At 66.2% G+C, this 15,464-nt stretch carries 15 protein-coding genes; 1 reads left to right on the top strand and 14 read right to left on the bottom strand.

Translation table 11 applies throughout. The annotated features are described in order from the left end of the window. Positions 1-12: 12 nt before the first annotated feature. From QHF89_RS11805 to QHF89_RS11790, 4 genes are read right to left on the bottom strand one after another with little or no spacing between them, the layout of a single operon-like run. A complete protein-coding gene (locus QHF89_RS11805) occupies positions 13-2,148 on the bottom strand; it encodes a hypothetical protein (RefSeq protein WP_136969435.1) in 2,136 nt (711 codons plus the stop codon). After that, positions 2,145-4,535: a baseplate J/gp47 family protein gene (locus QHF89_RS11800; RefSeq protein WP_136969434.1), complete on the bottom strand. Its 2,391-nt coding sequence runs from the start codon at positions 4,533-4,535 to the stop codon at positions 2,145-2,147. Before QHF89_RS11800 ends, QHF89_RS11805 begins: the two co-directional genes overlap by 4 nt. After that, positions 4,532-6,892, bottom strand: coding sequence for a baseplate J/gp47 family protein (locus tag QHF89_RS11795; protein ID WP_136969433.1), 2,361 nt, complete (start codon positions 6,890-6,892; stop codon positions 4,532-4,534). The genes QHF89_RS11800 and QHF89_RS11795 overlap by 4 nt, the downstream gene beginning before the upstream one ends. Next, positions 6,889-7,272: a GPW/gp25 family protein gene (locus QHF89_RS11790; RefSeq protein ID WP_136969432.1), complete on the bottom strand. Its 384-nt coding sequence runs from the start codon at positions 7,270-7,272 to the stop codon at positions 6,889-6,891. The genes QHF89_RS11795 and QHF89_RS11790 overlap by 4 nt, the downstream gene beginning before the upstream one ends. 32 nt (positions 7,273-7,304) lie before the next feature. Here QHF89_RS11790 and QHF89_RS11785 point away from each other — a divergent pair, with 32 nt between their 5' ends. Beyond that, positions 7,305-7,460: a hypothetical protein gene (locus QHF89_RS11785; protein ID WP_271921770.1), complete on the top strand. Its 156-nt coding sequence runs from the start codon at positions 7,305-7,307 to the stop codon at positions 7,458-7,460. A gap of 145 nt (positions 7,461-7,605) precedes the next feature. Here QHF89_RS11785 and QHF89_RS11780 read toward each other — a convergent pair whose 3' ends face one another. From QHF89_RS11780 to QHF89_RS11735, 10 genes are all read right to left on the bottom strand, one after another. After that, positions 7,606-8,127 (bottom strand): phage baseplate assembly protein V, encoded by a 522-nt coding sequence (locus QHF89_RS11780; protein ID WP_136969431.1) that lies wholly within the window; start codon positions 8,125-8,127, stop codon positions 7,606-7,608. Further along, complete coding sequence (locus QHF89_RS11775) at positions 8,127-9,272, bottom strand: phage late control D family protein (RefSeq protein WP_136969430.1); 1,146 nt, start codon at positions 9,270-9,272, stop codon at positions 8,127-8,129. The genes QHF89_RS11780 and QHF89_RS11775 overlap by 1 nt, the downstream gene beginning before the upstream one ends. Before the next feature lie 3 nt (positions 9,273-9,275). Beyond that, complete coding sequence (locus QHF89_RS11770) at positions 9,276-9,548, bottom strand: hypothetical protein (RefSeq protein ID WP_136969429.1); 273 nt, start codon at positions 9,546-9,548, stop codon at positions 9,276-9,278. A gap of 16 nt (positions 9,549-9,564) precedes the next feature. Beyond that, entirely contained in the window at positions 9,565-10,236 is a 672-nt protein-coding gene (locus tag QHF89_RS11765; RefSeq protein ID WP_136969428.1) for a hypothetical protein, read from the bottom strand. 27 nt (positions 10,237-10,263) lie between these two features. Continuing rightward, positions 10,264-10,509: a hypothetical protein gene (locus QHF89_RS11760; protein WP_136935608.1), complete on the bottom strand. Its 246-nt coding sequence runs from the start codon at positions 10,507-10,509 to the stop codon at positions 10,264-10,266. A gap of 42 nt (positions 10,510-10,551) precedes the next feature. Next, on the bottom strand, positions 10,552-11,214 hold the full coding sequence (locus tag QHF89_RS11755) for a hypothetical protein (protein WP_284720382.1): 663 nt from the start codon (positions 11,212-11,214) through the stop codon (positions 10,552-10,554). A 261-nt stretch (positions 11,215-11,475) separates the two neighbouring features. Further along, a complete protein-coding gene (locus QHF89_RS11750) occupies positions 11,476-12,255 on the bottom strand; it encodes a hypothetical protein (RefSeq protein ID WP_136969426.1) in 780 nt (259 codons plus the stop codon). Between the two features lies 1 nt (position 12,256). After that, the gene (locus tag QHF89_RS11745) at positions 12,257-12,766 is read right to left on the bottom strand and encodes a phage tail protein (protein WP_136969425.1); all 510 of its coding nucleotides are present in this window, start codon (positions 12,764-12,766) and stop codon (positions 12,257-12,259) included. A gap of 8 nt (positions 12,767-12,774) precedes the next feature. After that, positions 12,775-14,295 carry a phage tail sheath family protein gene (locus QHF89_RS11740; RefSeq protein WP_136969424.1) on the bottom strand — a complete coding sequence of 507 codons (1,521 nt, stop codon included), beginning with the start codon at positions 14,293-14,295 and terminating at the stop codon, positions 12,775-12,777. 40 nt (positions 14,296-14,335) lie between these two features. Beyond that, complete coding sequence (locus QHF89_RS11735) at positions 14,336-14,956, bottom strand: hypothetical protein (RefSeq protein ID WP_136969423.1); 621 nt, start codon at positions 14,954-14,956, stop codon at positions 14,336-14,338. Between the last annotated feature and the right edge of the window lie 508 nt (positions 14,957-15,464).

Genomic DNA, 15,464 nt, shown 5'->3' with positions numbered 1-15,464 from the left:
AGGCGGTCTCGTTCACGTCACGTAAATGAACACTGGAGCGAGCCCTACCGGCACATACTCTTGATACCGGATGCGGAGACTCCGCTCCTTGATTGCATTTTTCTCGCGCCAGAATGCCCCGGGCTCCGATCCCTCGGTTCCGCCCTCCGTGATGGCGGCGGGTGCCGAGAGCGCGAGCTGCGCGTATCCGGGTTGTCCGAACCGCGTCGAGGTGAAGATCGGCGCGGCCGGAGTGATCGATTGCGTATGATACCGCCGGGGCAGCATGCTGCCCTCCGCCCACGCGCTGAAGCGCACGCAGCCGTGCTGCGTGTCCGCGACCGTCATGACGTCGTGGAAAATCGTGTCGCTCGCGTGGAGGCGGTGCACCTCGCCGGGGCCGAGAATCGTGGCGCGCTCGATCTCGACCTCGCCCGTGCCCACGACCGAGAGCGCCTTCTCCGCGCCGAGGGATTGCACGATGCTATCCCGGATGAGGAGGTGCTCCACCGCGCCGCCGGCAGCGACCACAATCGGGCCTGTGATGGATCGATCGATCGTCAACGACCGCACCTGCCCCTCGATCCGAAGTCGGCAAGGAGCGAGGAGCCGGCCATCGACGCTGCTCTCGTAGGTGTCCGTGTCGGGATCCAGGTTGCCCGGATCGAGCGTCGAGGTCACGATGACCACCGATTCGAACGTGCCTTTCAGAACGATTTCGCCCCCGCTCATGAAGATACCGTCGAGCACGAGCGAGCTACCCGACGCACCGGTGAAGGACCACAACGTGCCCTCCGGCGTGAGCCTGACGAGGGGCCGCTTCCGATTTTCGGATTTTAGCACGAGATCGGTCACGTTCACGTCGACGATGGTGCCATAGGTGAGCGAATCTCGGAGGAGCACCGTCCCTTCGCCGCTCGACGACGTGAGCGCCGTTGCGAGCGCGGAACCGCCGCCTTTCACGTCGATCGGCGCGCTCGTCGGCGGTGGGGTCACCTGCCCGCGCACCCGCCTGTCATAAGCGCCCGCCCCGATCGTGGATGGGAATCCATGATGGTACGCGACGCGGAGGGGCCCGCTCCCGGGGATGGGCGGATCCGGATTCGCCGGCATGAAGAAGACGCCCTGCTCCGGATCGATATAAATCTTCTTGTCGTCATTTCCAGGATCCGCGCCCGGATCGGCCATGACGTGCTCCACGGGGATCAGATCCACGAAGTCGCCGTTCTGGCGGAAGATGCCGAACGAGCGCTGCTCGACCGCCGTCGGCTCCGCCGGATCGACGGCCGCGTACAGCTCCTCGAGCGACACGAGCATCAAGAGACGGCTGATGGGTCCCGGGAGCTGGTGTTCGTCCGGGGAGATCCATTCATCGCCATAGGTCCGAGCAGACGCCGCGAAGAGAGGGCTCCTCCGCCCCGTCGGATCGAACGTGTATTCATTCGGGCACCCTGCAACCTGGACCGGCGTCACCGCTTCGAGGGGCAGGCTGTGCAGCCGCCAAAGAAATACGCCCAGACGCGGGATGTTGTACCATCCCGTGTGCCCTCGGCCCACGCGCATATCCGCGGTATACGAGAACTCGTCGAATGCGGTCCCGGTCAAGCGCGCGCCGTGCGGGCTGCGGAGGTCTGCAAAGCCCCCCGCAGTGGTATGGGTCAGCCGCCCGACGAGCCTCTGCACCGCCTGGAGCTTGCGCGCCTTTTCGGGATCGGGGCTGTCCGCGGGCCAGCCTATCTCGGGATCGAGCCCGTGCCGCGCTCGCGCCATCCGGCGGAAAAACTCGACCACCCGCGCGTCCCACCCGGTGAGATCCGATGCGATTTGCTCGAGGACCGCGAGCGTGCCCTTGCGGCGCCGATAATGAATCGTCCGGGCCACGTCGAGCCGCTGCCCACGCGCGTCGAGGCTCGCGACGAGGTTCGTCGCGAGGAGATCGCCGACGTAGGCGATGACCCAATCGTCGCACGTCTCGATCGACTGGTCCTCCCACATCCGATCGATGCTCCGGCGCAGGACGGCCGCCTGGACGCCGATGCGCTGGACCATCTCGCGCAGCGGGCCCTTCTTGCTCGTATCCGTGGAGTCCTCCGCCCGGTACACCTCGGGCAAGAGGCCCCACAGCTTTTCGGTGTAATAAGCCTCGTAGCCGTCTGAAATCGTCGTCACGGCTGTGCTCCCGTCGTCTCGATGACGATGTCGAGGTCTTCGCCTGCGAGGGTGAAGAAACCGCCCTCGCCCGGGTCGTGCCGCTTTTGCGTGTCGGATGGATCGGACGGTGAGGATGCAAAGACCAGGGACGACACGGCGATGGCCCCGGGCACGCGCAGGCACACCTCGATGATCCAGCTATCGTAGATCGCGCCGCCGATCTGGCCGACGCCCGCGCGGAACGGACCCGCGTCGGGGTCGAGCAGCGCGCTCTCCACCGCCGTGCGGAGCGCCTCCGCCTCGTATCGAGGATCGGCGACCACGACCAGCGCGAGGGTGCATTTCTTTGGTATTGCCGGCAGCACGAGCAGGGGTCGGTTCGGGTCGATCGCCGGCTCGAGCGCCGCCACGGCGACACCCACAGCGCCGGGATCACCACCCACGTAAAGCTTGATCACGGCTCGTTGCATCTCCGCGTCCCACGCAAAAATGGATTTGACCCTCGGCACACCGGCCGCGAACGCAATTGCTTCGTAATCGTCTCCCGAGATCGCCCGACCGAACGTGAGCACGGAGCGCGGCCCGGCGCGTCGCGTCGCGGCCGGCGACTCCATGTCCGCGCCTCCGCCCACCGGCACGGGATTGCGGACGGCGGAGAGCCCCGTGAGCGGCTTCAAGAGCACGGTGAGCGCCCCCGCCTTGGGCGCGGCCGCGCCGGCGCCATATCGGTACGAAGCCACGACGTTGCCCTTCCCCGTCGGGAGCCGCGCGCCATTCACGCCATCGCCGAAGATCACGAACGTCTTCCCTTCTTCGTCCTGCCGGGTCGTGAAGACGTGCGCATCGGGCGGCTGCCCGTAGAAGCTCTCCACTTCGGTCCAGGCGATGTCGTTCACCCATACCCGGAGTGTATTGCGGTAGGGCAACGTCCCGCCGGGCACGGCCCCTGCGAAGTGCGTGAGCGGCGATTGCTGGAGCGCGAAGGTTTGACCGACCTTCGTTGCGTCGCCATTCCCCATGACTTCCCGGGGCACGGTTTGGCCGCGGGAGACGGTCAGCAGATTGTAGAAAAGGCGCAGCGGCGGCTTCAGCGTGAGCAGCGTGTCGGACAGCTCGACCACGATCTTGCCGCCTGTGATCGTATCCACCTTGCCGAGCGAGCCAGCCCCCGTCGCGTCCTCGACGAGCACCTCGCTGCCGGGCTTGAGCGAGGTCGGCACCGCCGCGCGGGGGATCAACGTGAGCGTTTCGACGCTGATCTCCGCAGGTGGGTTGTCGATCAGCGAGCCCACGTCGCGGAAGCCGTAGAGGACGCGGTAACCCGACAGGGGATCGGATTCATACACCGGCATCCCGACCCCGGGGGCGAAGTAAATGTCCGCATGGAGGTTCGGAAGCGGGATGACCGGCTCCTCCGGCGTTCCCGGTGGCTCCCCCGGATACCCATTGAGCGCATTCTCGTACCAGACGACCTCCTTGTACTCGGTGACCTGCGCGAGGTGCTTGCGCTGGCTCGATGCAAACAACACGAGATCCCCGACCGCGAGATCGCGAGCGACGGACGTGAGGTGCGCGACCCCTTCGAGGAACACGAGTATACCAGGGGCATTCGTCCTGACGTAGAGCTTCGTCTCCAGCGTGCTCCGGAGCAATCGACAATCCTTCGCCTTCACATCGCCGAATCCGCTCAGGGGTGCGGTGAAGGTGACCCGCGTATTGATATTTTCGCGCGGATCCTTCTCGTGGGCGACGGATTGGACCGTGACCCACGCATACCCGGTGGTCGACATGTTCCAGCTCTTCGCCACGAGGAGAAGCTGGTCGAATGGCCTCACGCTGCTGATGACGCCGCTGAGGAGCACGCTCGACCCGTCGATCGCCGTGTCGACGGCGGGGTCCACCTCCAGCACGCCCGGCGCGCTCGCCGCGGCGACCGCGTCGACCTCGAAGATCTGCGGCACCTCGCCCGGAGGGGGCTTGCTTTGCAACGAGAGACCCTGCGGCACCGTGACCTTCGTGTGGCCAGCCGACAGCAGCGCCGAGAGCTTGCCCGTCGCGCCAAGCGCCGGCCTCGGGCGATACCCGAGGAGGTTGACCAGGCGCGAGGCGCTCGCCGGCTGATAGGCCGTCCGCAAATAAGAATCGTTTGCGATGCGCTCGTTGTAGAACGTGAGGATGTCGGCGAGGTATGCCCACCACTCGAGGAGCTGCAACGCCAGATCACCCTCGGCGCTCGGCTGCCATCTCTCGAGCGCCTGCTCACCTGGCAGCACCTGCAAGAGGGCTTGGCGAAAGCTCACATAATCGCCGGTTCGGTATTCGATCACGTCGAGCCCCGGCGAATTGTGGATCGTCCGGGGATGCACGACCGTGTCGCACGGGCAGACTTTCTCGTCGTCACTCATTTGCCGCCCTCCACGAGCACGTCGACGCTTCCTCGCTCGGGTCGGCTCGGGTTCGAGTCCACGCGCAGGATCTCCGCCTTTCCTACCTTGACGAGCGCCGGCATATCGATGAAGCCGATCGGCGATCCGCGCCGTCGGAACTGGACCACGCGCACGCCGTCGACGCCATGGACGCGCTGCACCGCGGCCTCGAGCGCGCTCCTCCACAGGCCCTGGCCAAAGGTGAAGCGATCGAGATGAAAGAATCCGGTCGATCCGTCGGGCCTGCGAGCGGCGCTCAGCGCTTCGAGCACCGCCTCCCGGACATCCGCCTTGAAGGCGTCTCGCCTCGCGCAGACCTCCACGACGATATCGAGCGCCACGAAATGCGGCGGCAGGACGTGCGATTCGTAGCCCGCGAGCCGCACGCGCTCGAGCTCCTCGATGAGCTCGATGCGCCTATCGAGGGAGAGCTCGCCCGTGCCGCGCGGGTCGGGCGCTGTGAATACGGAGAGCCAGCTCCCCGTGTAGCGGAAGGTCGTGCCTGCGCGTTGCACCCAGGGCAGCTCGCCGGCGATCCGTTCATAGTCTTCCTTGCGGACCGCGCGGCGCGTCTTCGCGCGAAATGCGTGCGGCGCGAGCTTTCGTACAGCCTCGTCCGTCTCCGGATCGGCGCCACCCGTCGCCGGGAAGGGGTTCGTCACCTTCGCGGCCACCATTTCGAGCATCCCACCCGGGACGATACGCGTGATGCTATCGGCGGCCACGTTGCCCGTGGCTCCACCGCCCACGCGATAGGTCACCTGAAAGACGGACTTGGCCTCGGGAATGACGCCGAAAGAGCCGTCCCCGAATCGGATCGTATCCCCCTCGGCGCCGTCGTACTCCATGGGCGCAGCTCCGGTGGGGCCGGGCAATCCGACGCGAGCATACCGTACAGGGTCGACGGTGAATGCCTCATCGAAGCTCTCCGCGTCGAGCAGGTTACGCCGAAACACCCACGGGCGGGCGGGGCTGGTATTCACCTGCGTAACCCGGATTTCGGGCCAAGGCCGCGCGTCCGGGGCGTCTTCGCGGTACAGCCAGGCGAGCGGCGCGCCGTCGAGGGGGAAGAGGTATTGCGGCGTGCCTTCCGGACCTGTCCGCGTGAGGGCCACCTTCTGACCGAGCATCGCCGCGCTCTCCGTGGCGAAGGTCTCTGTGAAACGTTGCCCCTGCGTCGCGGGGACGAGGTTGGCCGCGAGCGACGTGCGCGTGAGATCGTGATCACGCCGCAATGCGTCCTCGGGGCGCCACACGAGGCGCGTGACCTTGCCGCCGCCTCCGGCGAGCGGGTCGATCCGCTCCTCGCCATCCACCGCGAGCGTGACGAACTCGCGCACGGGTGGATCTCCGGGGGTGGCTGGCAGGGTATCGATCAAGATCTTTTGCCCTGCCGTGAGGCCGAGCCCGTGCTTCTCGACCCACATCTCCGTCGCGCCCGAATGGAGGCATCGCTCGTCGTCGTTCCACCAATGCGGCTCGATCTTGTTCCAGAGCGGGTTTACCGGGTACTTCGTCTGGTCGCCGAGCCCGATGCCCGTCTCGAAAAAGAGGGTCGTCCCGTCGGGACCCTGGGTGCTCACGGGGAGCCCCGCCCCGATCGGGCCGCCCGTGACCTCGAACTGGAGCAGCACGCGCGCGGCCGTCGCCGGCCGCGGCTCGTAATCGACGAGGCGCGCGTGTCGGACGACGCTACGCCGCTCCGTGGCCGTCTCCAGCCACGCCTCGGCGGCGATGCGGTCCTGCAGGTAGCTGAGGTCGTCGGCGACGCTCGAGAGGGTCTCCAGGAACATGACGCCGAAATCTGCCGGGGATCGCTCCTCCCACGCGGGATAACGGCGCGCCGAGAACTCGAGGAGCGCCCGACGGAAGCTCTCGAAGTCCTTGGCGAGGTAATCGATGGGCGGCGGATCCGCGGGTAGCGGCGCGCACGCCGCGGCCTGCGCCTCGCAATCGACGAGCGCAGGACAGCCGACCTTGAACGAGAACGGGGCATGATCGAAATAAGGATCGAGCGATTGCGTGCCCGCACCGGAGGCGCTCTGCAATGCGAGCGTGTACGTCGAAAAATCCCCGGGCGCTGCGACGCGCAGCGTGAGCACCTTCGCCGGGACGTCCCAGTCGTTGGCGTCGTCGATCGGGAGGACGGGCACCTTCGGAACCGCGTCCCCTCCGGTGATCGTGGCGCCTGTCACGACGCCCACGAGGTCGTCGACGGGGTTCATGAAATGGATACGGATCTCCGTCTGCGCGATGTTCGCGATCTCGACGAAATCGATCCCGTTGAGCTCCGGGTGCAGCCGGAGCAGTTTCGCGCGGTCGGCAATACCGCTCATGGGATCAGGACCTCCGTGTGTTGCGGGGCGCGCGTCTGGCGAATCACGTAATCAATGCGAATCAGGATCTGACCCTCGTCGTCCACCTCGCCGGCCCCATGGACCTTCACCTCTTTCACGTCGATGTGCTCGGCGAGCGCGTCGGTCAACGCCTGAAGGACGAGCATCTGCGCGGTCGCGTTGAGCGGCTCGGCGTTCGGGGCGAACAAGAGGCGTCGGAGCCCGGCGCCGAAGAGGGGCCTGTTGACGCGCTCCCCTGGCGTCGTGAGGAGCACCTGGCGGATCATCTGCTCGACATGCGCCTCATAGCTGGGCGTGCGTGCCCCCTGACCGGAGACGCCGTCGATGCGGAACGGAAAGGCGTAATCGCATCGCTTCATGACCACCTCATTGCCCCCTTGCCCTCTGTTGCATGCTCACGATCACTGTGCCCTGGGGCGTGCCGTCGGCCGCAAAGCAGCGGCCCGTGCTGCTCTCCGTGAGCACGGGTTGTCCTCCCACGAGGCACCTCGTCGTCGGCTCCGACCAGACGACGGTGACGCACGGATGGGGCCCGTTCGACGTCTGAAGTACGCAGCCCTCCACGAGCGTGGCGTCGGCGGCGTGAAGAAGGGTGCCCTGCACCGCTTGCGCACGCACGGCGGGGGCCGTCGTTTTGACCCTTCCAAAATGCGGGCACAAGAGCAAGCTCGATTCGGTGAGGAACGCGCCCATCACGTCACCACCATGCCGTCGTCGTTGACCTTGACGGCCGCTTCGAGGACCTCGATTTTCCCGGCGCTCCGGCTGATCGTCACCCCTATCGCGTCCAGCGTGACGCGATTGCCGTTGGGATCCGTGATGGTGAGTGATGGGAGCAGCGAGCTCCCATCGAAGAGGAACTGGTGACCCGCCGCCGTGCGGATCACCTTCCTCGCCGGCGCGGCGTCGGCGGGCATCTCGCCGTCGTGCCAGTAGCACCCGCTCCAGATGGGGTAGGAAACGTCTCCGCCCTCGAATTCGATCCACACCCCCGAGCCTTCCTCGGGCAGGAAGGTGATGCCTGCGTCGGGCCCTGCATAGGGCACGCAAGGCGAACACCAGCCCGTGATCGTCTCGCCGAGCACAGCAGGGACCTTCGCCTTGATGCGACCTCGCCCGCCCTGCTCGACCTCGACGACGATGCCGCGGTATTTTCCGTAAAACCTGTTTCGGATCCGGTCGAGGATGTCCAGGATCGCCTGCTCGTTCAGCATCACGCGCCTCCGGGCGGCGGCGAACCGACCGCATTGCGTACCAGGACGAAGCTCATCTTGTGGCTCCTCGGCTGGATCGTGTGGCGTACGCTCCAGACGAAGTATTTGCCCGAGTGGATGCTGCCGGCCCCGTCGATCTGTACGACCATCCCCGCGCGCAAGACGGCCTTGAGCTGCGAGACGTCGGCTTCGCCTTTGCAACGAACGAAGAAGCCGGCCTCCCGGAGCAGCGAACGCGCGCGCAGGGCGAGCTCGCCTGCGTCGTCGACCGTCGTCGTCAACAAGGCCTTGGGTTTGCGGTCGCCCATCGCCTGGATGCTGCCGAGCCCTGGGGAAATGAAGTCCGAGAGCCCCCGTGCCTCCAGCAAGGGCAATCCGCTGTCCTTGGTCTCCACGCGCGCGGCGCTCGGGTCGGGGTCGCTGAACAATGCCTGCTGCGCGGCAACTTCGCTTGGCCTCGCCACGTCCCACTCGAAATCGAGCGCGTGCACCGTGGCCGTGGTCGAGGGATTCAGCGTGAGGGTCACGGCGGGCGCGGCCGCGAGGTTCGGTTTTCCGAAATAGCCGATGCGCGCGCCGGGACGATCCGCGCAAGCCACGCGGCAAAGTTTACCGTTGCGGCGAGCGAGCTGCTTCAGGAACTGGATGTCCGTGGCTCGCTGCATCAGCGTGTGGCCGGACTCCGTGTGCGCCGGCGAGTCATCCTCGGTATTCTCGGACGCAGGCGTGATGCCGTATTCCTTGAAGACCTCGTTCGCCACACCGCCGTCGGTCATGCCGATCCATTCACGGGCCCTCTCGTCCAGGTTCATGAGCCAGGAGGCGTCCTGACCCCATACCTTCAGGGTGGAGCTCGTCGTCCCCGTCTCCAGGTGGATCTTGTGGGAAAGAACGTATCCGTCGAAGATGCACTCCGGCGGCTTTTCCTCGGCCGTCGCCACGAGGCAGAGATTGGCGTAGGGCTGGATCGATGGGTCCGTCAAGCGCGTCAGCTCGCCAGCGGGCGTGCCGTCGAGCGGGAGCGAGATCTCGATGGCCCCGGGCAAGTCGACGCTCTCCTCGATCTCGATGGAGCCAAAGGACTTGCAGAGCGAATCTTCACCCGCCTCCACGCCGTCCGTGAGGATTTGAAGCGCGTTTGCCATGTCTCAAGTACCCGTGACAGGGACGCCCACGAGCTCACGCGCGGCGAGAGCGTCCGGCGCGATGGTGCCGCTCACGTCGCAGAGACGATAAAAAGCCGTCGGCTCCGAGAGATGGCGTGTTGCGATGTAATCGAGACGCTCGCCTTCGAGCCTCCGATGAAAGCCGAGGAGCTGGGGCTGCCGCGGCAGCGGGATCGTCGTCGCGGTCACGAGGCCGCGCTTGGTCTGCACGGTATACGTGGTTTCCTTGGCGTAACGGCTTCCGGGCGAGAACATGATCCATATCCTCCAATCAGACCGGCAGCATGCCGACGTCCCCTTTGGCATTGGCCAGGTTCGCGATTGCGAGGACCTGGCGAAGGCCATGCGAGTACGAGTAAGCGACCATGCCGACCTTGGCGAGCGGGTCGTGGGCCTGAGCTGCGACCGCGAGCTCCTCGGGCGTGAGCACGCGGAGCCCGATCTTCGCCTCCACCTGGGTGGGGTTGAGGAGCTTGTCGAAGAGCTTTTCGGTCACGCTGAGGCTCGTCACGCGTACGGGCAGGATGCGCCCCGGGCCCCAAACGAAGAGGACGGTGGGGAGGAGGAATTGCGGCACCTCGCACGCATTCTTCGCTCCGGTCGCGCCGACGAGCTCTTCCTTGACCTCGACCGGAAAGATCAGCATCTCCAGGGCAGCGAGCCTCGTGTAGACGCCCGAAATGGCCGCGATGCGGCTCCCCTCGGCGATCTGATCGTTCGCGTCCATCTGGAGCGTGAACGAGAACGACTCGCCCGGCTTTCCCGAGGCCGCCTGCGGATTGGAATAGGAGCCAGGCTTGGAGCCGCCGCCCCCTCCATCGGGCTGATCCCACGTGTGCTCGATGGTCTCCGGGTTGTACTGGAACATGATCAAATTGGGCACGGGGATCGGCCCCTTCTTCGCGAGCTGAACCAACGCGCCCTTCATGAAATAGCCCGGCATGCTCTCAACTCCCTTTCTTCACGGCCGTCATGCCGAGCGCGACAGCTCTCGTACGATACCGCTGACGATGTGGTGCGCGAGCGAGTCGACGTCGCTCTGCTCCCGCGGCGAAGCTCGCAGGTCGAGCCGCAGGGCCCCGGGGTTCTCGACGGCAGCATTCGGAATGTCGGCCGCTGCGAGCCCTTCGGATACCTTCATGGCGAGGCGCCGCCCCTCGTCCTCGGTCAGGCCCGAGAGCTTCAAGACGAGCCGGTCGATGTGGACCTCCTGCATCGTGACATCTCCTCAGCGGCCTTTCGGGGCCGCTTCCATGCATCATCCTTGCCGCAGGCCGATCGTCGTCGTGAAGCCGCGTGAGAGCAGCGTCGGCGCCACATTCGTGGTCTCCGACGCCGCGCGCCGCTCCTCCCGGCGATTCGGGGACGGGGCCGCGGGCGGCGGCGGGGGGGGCGCGACATGCACCTCGATGGTGCCGATATGAATCGATCGTCCGCTCGTGGCCTTCGGCAACGCCGGCCGGGGGAGCGGCTCGCCCGGCGGGCGCGTGAGGACCTGCGCACGGGCGCGGGGCGGCGCGTCGGGCACGCGCGAGGCCCCAGGAGGCTCGGCCCGGGGCTCGGGCGACGCCATGGGCACGGAGGATTGCGCCGCGGTCGAAGGAGGGAACGGGCGCGGGCCGTGCGCCTCCGGCGCGGGCTGCGAAACCCATTGCATTGCAGCATGCAATGCTGCGCCGACAGCAGCCATGGGATCATCGGCGACGGGGGTGCGGGGCTGCGTGCGCGTAGCAGGCCCCGGCACCTCCGGCGGCGCGGGCATGGCCGCGGGTGGCGGTGTGCTCGTGTCGCGGCGCTCCCCCTCGGGCGGGGCGCCGCGGAGCTTCGGCACCGGCGATCGCAAGGCAGGTGCCGGCCGTGACGGCGTCACGACGGATTCGCCGACCGTGATGCGAGGCTCGGGGGCTGCGGGCCGCGGCATCGGAATGGATGCATCGAGAACCCCGGGCCATGGGGATTCCATGGGCACCGTATCATGCGGTGACGGCGAGAAATCCTGCGCATCCGCGGCAGCCGGTGCGATTGCGCGGGGCGGCTGAGGTCGCCGGACCTCCGGCTCCGCCGAGGCCACAGGCATACGCTCGGCGCCTCGCGCGGGCGGGAAGCGTCGAGGCGGCATGAGCGAAGGGGCGTCCGCACGCGCGCGACGGGCAACGGCGCCGAGATAGGAACCCTTGGCCATCTATCCTGCGCTCCTTTCCGCGTGGATGAGCTCGGCATAACGGGTTCGTCGGAGCCTGGGCAAGGCGAGGATGTCCTGCTCGGACCACTTGTAATGACCCGCGAGCAGGTGGACCTCCTCGTACAGGGAGGTTGCCTGCGCGCGGAGTTCGAGGAGCACGTAACGCTGCGGGTCGAAGGGAATGCGCACCGTCGCGGCGCATACGGGGCAGGTGCCATCGAGCTTGCCGTAGAGGCTGGGGGCGAGCGCCTCCATGGCAGCTTCGACGCGCCGTCGTACACGCGCCGGAGCATCTGCGGGCCGGATGCAGCGCTCGGCAAGCAAGCGGGCCCCCTCGGGCTCGTCTGCAATGGCGAGCTGATCGGCGCCCGAGGGGGGGCGGAAGGATACGTCAGGGTTCGTCATCCGAAACCAGCCCGGCTCGCGGTCGCGCTCGATCCCCCGCGGCTTGCGAGGCTGGTGGTGGGCGAGGTAATCGGTGACGCGGAATGCGATGTCGATGCGCTCGCCGCACCCCTCCGCCGGGCATTGGATATCCGTGCGCACAAGATCTCCAATCACCATTTGCCGGATGCGGAGCAGGGTGGCGTCGAGATCCGTGAGGGGCAGCGCCTCCCAGGCGATCGCCTCGCCCTGCGCGGAGCGCGCGAGGGCGGAGGCGAGCGCGAGCGCGAGCCCCACGTCGCAGTCGGAGGCTTCGGCGAGGAGCATGTCCTCGGCACCTCCGGGCTGCCGCAGCGTGACGCGGAGCTCGCTGACGGGAAGGCGGAAGCCGATCAACTCAGATCTCCTTTGGCTCGCCCAGGCTCAGGTCATGCTCCCAGCCGTGGTGCTCGAGCTTGATGGTCTCGATGGCCACCGCATTGCCGCCCGCGTCGAGCTCGGGCATGGCTTGGTATTCCGATACCCAGCAGTCGTGGAGGACGTAGCGGTGCACCGGCTGGCCGGCCTCGTTGAGGAGCTCGATGCGCACCTCCTTGCGGAGCTTGTCGAGCGACTGCGAGGGCGCGCCTTTGTCGAGGACCTGCGCGGCGTTGGCCCATTCCTCGAAATCCTTGTCGTGCGTGATGCCGCGCTCCAGCGTGACGGGCTCGTACTTGGTGCGGCCGAGGCCCTTCAGGATGAGGGCGCTGCCGCCCTCCTTGTATTCGATGACGTCGGAGGAGCGCTTGAGACCGCCCACCTTGCTGACGCCGGCGACGGGCGCGGTCGACTCGCCCAGGTAGACGAGGAACCGGTACGCTTTGTAGGGATCGTACCGGCGGGTGTTGATCGCGAAAGGCTTGCCCATGGGTTCTCCTACGCCTGCGCCTGGCCGGCGAGCTGCGAGATCTTGACGATGACGAACTCCGCCGGCTTGAGGGGCCGGAAGCCGACGATGAGATTGACCCTGCCGAGGTCGATATCCGCCTGCGTGGTGGTGGAGGAATCGCACTGAACGAGGAACGCCTCGCTCGGCTTGGTCCCCTGGAAGGCGCCCTGCCGGAAGAGCGAAAGCATGAAGGCCTCGACGCTGGTGCGCAGGGCGGTCCAGAGCGGGACGTCATTGGGCTCGAAGATCGCCCATCCGAGGTTCCGGTAGAGGGTCTGCTCGATGAAGAGCGCCATGCGCCGGACCGATACGTACTTCCACTGCTGGAACGACAGGTTGTTCGCTACGAGCGTGCGCGCGCCGAAGACGACCGAGCCGACCCCAGGGAAGGTGCGGATGGCATTGAGCGAGTGGTCGTTCAAGACACCGGCCTGCTTGTCGGTCATGCGCCCGTCGGCGACGACGCCGCTCACGTTGCGGAGGGTGGTCTCGAGCCCGGCGGGAGCCTTCCAGACGCCGCGGTTCGTGTCGGTGCGCGCGAAGACGCCGGCGACGGTGCCGCTCGGGGGAATGAAAATGGTGCTGCCGGTGAGGGGATCGAGCGAGTTGAGGTAGGGGAAATACAGCGCGCCGTTCGTGCTCTTGGGAATGACGTCGAGCACGGTCGGATCGTCCACGATGTCGTTGACCTTGTAGTTCGGCGGCGCATCGACGATCAGGAATGCCTGCTTCCGCTCGCAGAACGTGAGCGCATGGCTCAGGACGGTTTGATGGGCCACGCCAGGGATCACCATCAGGTTGAAGATGTCGACCTTGTCGAGCAGCTGTCCATCGCCGAAGATCGGCAGGAAATCATTCTCAAAAAACGTCGTCGCGCTCGGATCGGGCACGACCGCGTATTGGAACAGCACCGGAGTCGACGTCGACACATACGCCCCGTAATCCGCGACTTCGACGAGCTCCGCCAGCGAGGAGTTGGCGAGCCGCACTTCGATGCTGTTCACGGCATCGCCAGCTTCTTTGACGAGCTTGACCCCACGGAACACTTCCACGCGGCTTCCGTACGAGATCGTGATGTCGGCGACGTTCCCCACGAGATTGCTGACCGACGCCGTCATCGGCGACGAGGCATCCGTGGGCTCGAGGGCCCGGAGGACGGCATTCGTACCGATGCTCGCCTCCGTCTTCGTGAAGGCGGTGGTGCTCCCCGACGTATGGAGCTGGGGCTTCAGACCGATGACATAGGCATCGGAGCCGCCGTTCAGGAAAAATTGCTGGACGGCGTACGGGACGCTGTTGTCCAGGTACACGTTCCGGTAAAGACCTCCGAACTCGCGCTCGTAATCGGCGAAGCTGAAGATTCGGACTGGCTTGTCGAATTGCTTCGTCTTGAACGGGTGCGTGTAGCCAATGAAGACCGTGATCGAGGTGGGAGCAGCCGCGATGGTGCGCGAGGTGCTCGGCAACTCTTCGATGTAGATACCAGGGTAACTCGTGGTGACCGGCATGACGGGACCCTCGACTTCTGGATGCGGTAGGGGTTCAGGCCTATTGCGTGATGGGGCTCGCCGAAGCCTTGGTCGCGTCGGTGCCGCCCGTCAGGTTGAACGTGCTGGTCTGCGGGATGCCGAGCGAGCCGCCGACGGGCGCCGCGACCGAGACCACGTAGCCGAATGCGTCGTTGATCGTGGTCAAGATGCCCACGGTGGTCGGATTGAGCGCGGTCAACTTGACGTTCCAGACGGCCTCGAGCGAGAAGGTGCCGTCGGCGCTCACGACATTCTCGATAACGATGTCGATGTCGTTCCCACGCGAGCCGGGCTTCCGCGCCACAAGCTGGAAGGCGGCGACATCCTCGCCGTACTTGCGGATCTGCGTGCCGCTCGTGGCGGCGGCCGGGACAGGGGTGGCATTCGTCCCGCCGGCCAGGGAAGCCCCCGCCAGCGCGGCCGGGAGAACGAGCGGCAAATCGGCGTCACGAAAGCGGACGAGCCCCGGCTTGGAGCCCGGCCGCGTCTCGGTCCCGAGCTCATCGAGGAGCGTCTCGCGCGAGACGTTCGTATACGTCGTCGTCGCCGTGACCTCGAGGTCGAACGTCTCCTCCGCGGCGGTCACCTTGATCTGGATCTGATTGCCCCACGCCCCGGGATCCGCTGCGCGAATCACCATTGCCAGGCTTGGAGCGGGCGCCTTTCCCGGCCTGATATAGCCGGTTTCGTACAGATGATTGAGCCAATCCAACGCTGCCGAATAAGGCGAATCGGGCGTGACGAATTGGATCTGACCATTCGTGTCGAACCCGAATGCAGTCACGGGAATGAGCAATTGTTGCCCTCCCGTCGTAAGAAAGCTAATCGGACCATACGCAACGGCGGTCGTTAGCGACATGAGACCCTCCTTGAATGGAAGGGAAGGCCACCAGGGGGGGCGACCACCGGGCCGTAGCACTCCCTTCTTCCGTCTCGGACGGGGTGTAGACTACAACATATCAACCCATCAATGCAACCCCATTTTTGGTGAATTTAACGCGCGTACCCAAAAATACTTTGCACAGTCCGTGGGGTGATGTGCGCTTCACTCGTGTGTTGGCTGGGCTCATCAATGAGGAGAGCGGTCTCCGCGGCAGCGTACGGAGGGCGGCTCATGCATTCGAGAACCTCGTCACGCGGCGCATTCT

Source organism: Polyangium sorediatum (assembly GCF_029946465.1).
GTDB classification, from domain to species: domain Bacteria; phylum Myxococcota_A; class Polyangia; order Polyangiales; family Polyangiaceae; genus Polyangium; species Polyangium fumosum.
Note: the sequence above shows the minus strand (reverse complement) of the source record. Positions and strands in the feature narration are given on the sequence as shown.

Excerpts from the sequence above, each read along its gene's own strand:
- QHF89_RS11800 (WP_136969434.1), bottom strand. The coding sequence starts at position 4,535 with ATGAGTGACGACGAGAAAGTCTGCCCGTGCGACACGGTCGTGCATCCC.
- QHF89_RS11795 (WP_136969433.1), bottom strand. The coding sequence starts at position 6,892 with ATGAGCGGTATTGCCGACCGCGCGAAACTGCTCCGGCTGCACCCGGAG.
- QHF89_RS11790 (WP_136969432.1), bottom strand. The coding sequence starts at position 7,272 with ATGAAGCGATGCGATTACGCCTTTCCGTTCCGCATCGACGGCGTCTCC.
- QHF89_RS11785 (WP_271921770.1), top strand. The coding sequence starts at position 7,305 with ATGCTCACGATCACTGTGCCCTGGGGCGTGCCGTCGGCCGCAAAGCAG.
- QHF89_RS11780 (WP_136969431.1), bottom strand. The coding sequence starts at position 8,127 with ATGCTGAACGAGCAGGCGATCCTGGACATCCTCGACCGGATCCGAAAC.
- QHF89_RS11775 (WP_136969430.1), bottom strand. The coding sequence starts at position 9,272 with ATGGCAAACGCGCTTCAAATCCTCACGGACGGCGTGGAGGCGGGTGAA.
- QHF89_RS11770 (WP_136969429.1), bottom strand. The coding sequence starts at position 9,548 with ATGTTCTCGCCCGGAAGCCGTTACGCCAAGGAAACCACGTATACCGTG.
- QHF89_RS11765 (WP_136969428.1), bottom strand. The coding sequence starts at position 10,236 with ATGCCGGGCTATTTCATGAAGGGCGCGTTGGTTCAGCTCGCGAAGAAG.
- QHF89_RS11760 (WP_136935608.1), bottom strand. The coding sequence starts at position 10,509 with ATGCAGGAGGTCCACATCGACCGGCTCGTCTTGAAGCTCTCGGGCCTG.
- QHF89_RS11755 (WP_284720382.1), bottom strand. The coding sequence starts at position 11,214 with ATGCCGCGGCCCGCAGCCCCCGAGCCTCGCATCACGGTCGGCGAATCC.
- QHF89_RS11745 (WP_136969425.1), bottom strand. The coding sequence starts at position 12,766 with ATGGGCAAGCCTTTCGCGATCAACACCCGCCGGTACGATCCCTACAAA.
- QHF89_RS11740 (WP_136969424.1), bottom strand. The coding sequence starts at position 14,295 with ATGCCGGTCACCACGAGTTACCCTGGTATCTACATCGAAGAGTTGCCG.
- QHF89_RS11735 (WP_136969423.1), bottom strand. The coding sequence starts at position 14,956 with ATGGTGATTCGCGCAGCGGATCCCGGGGCGTGGGGCAATCAGATCCAG.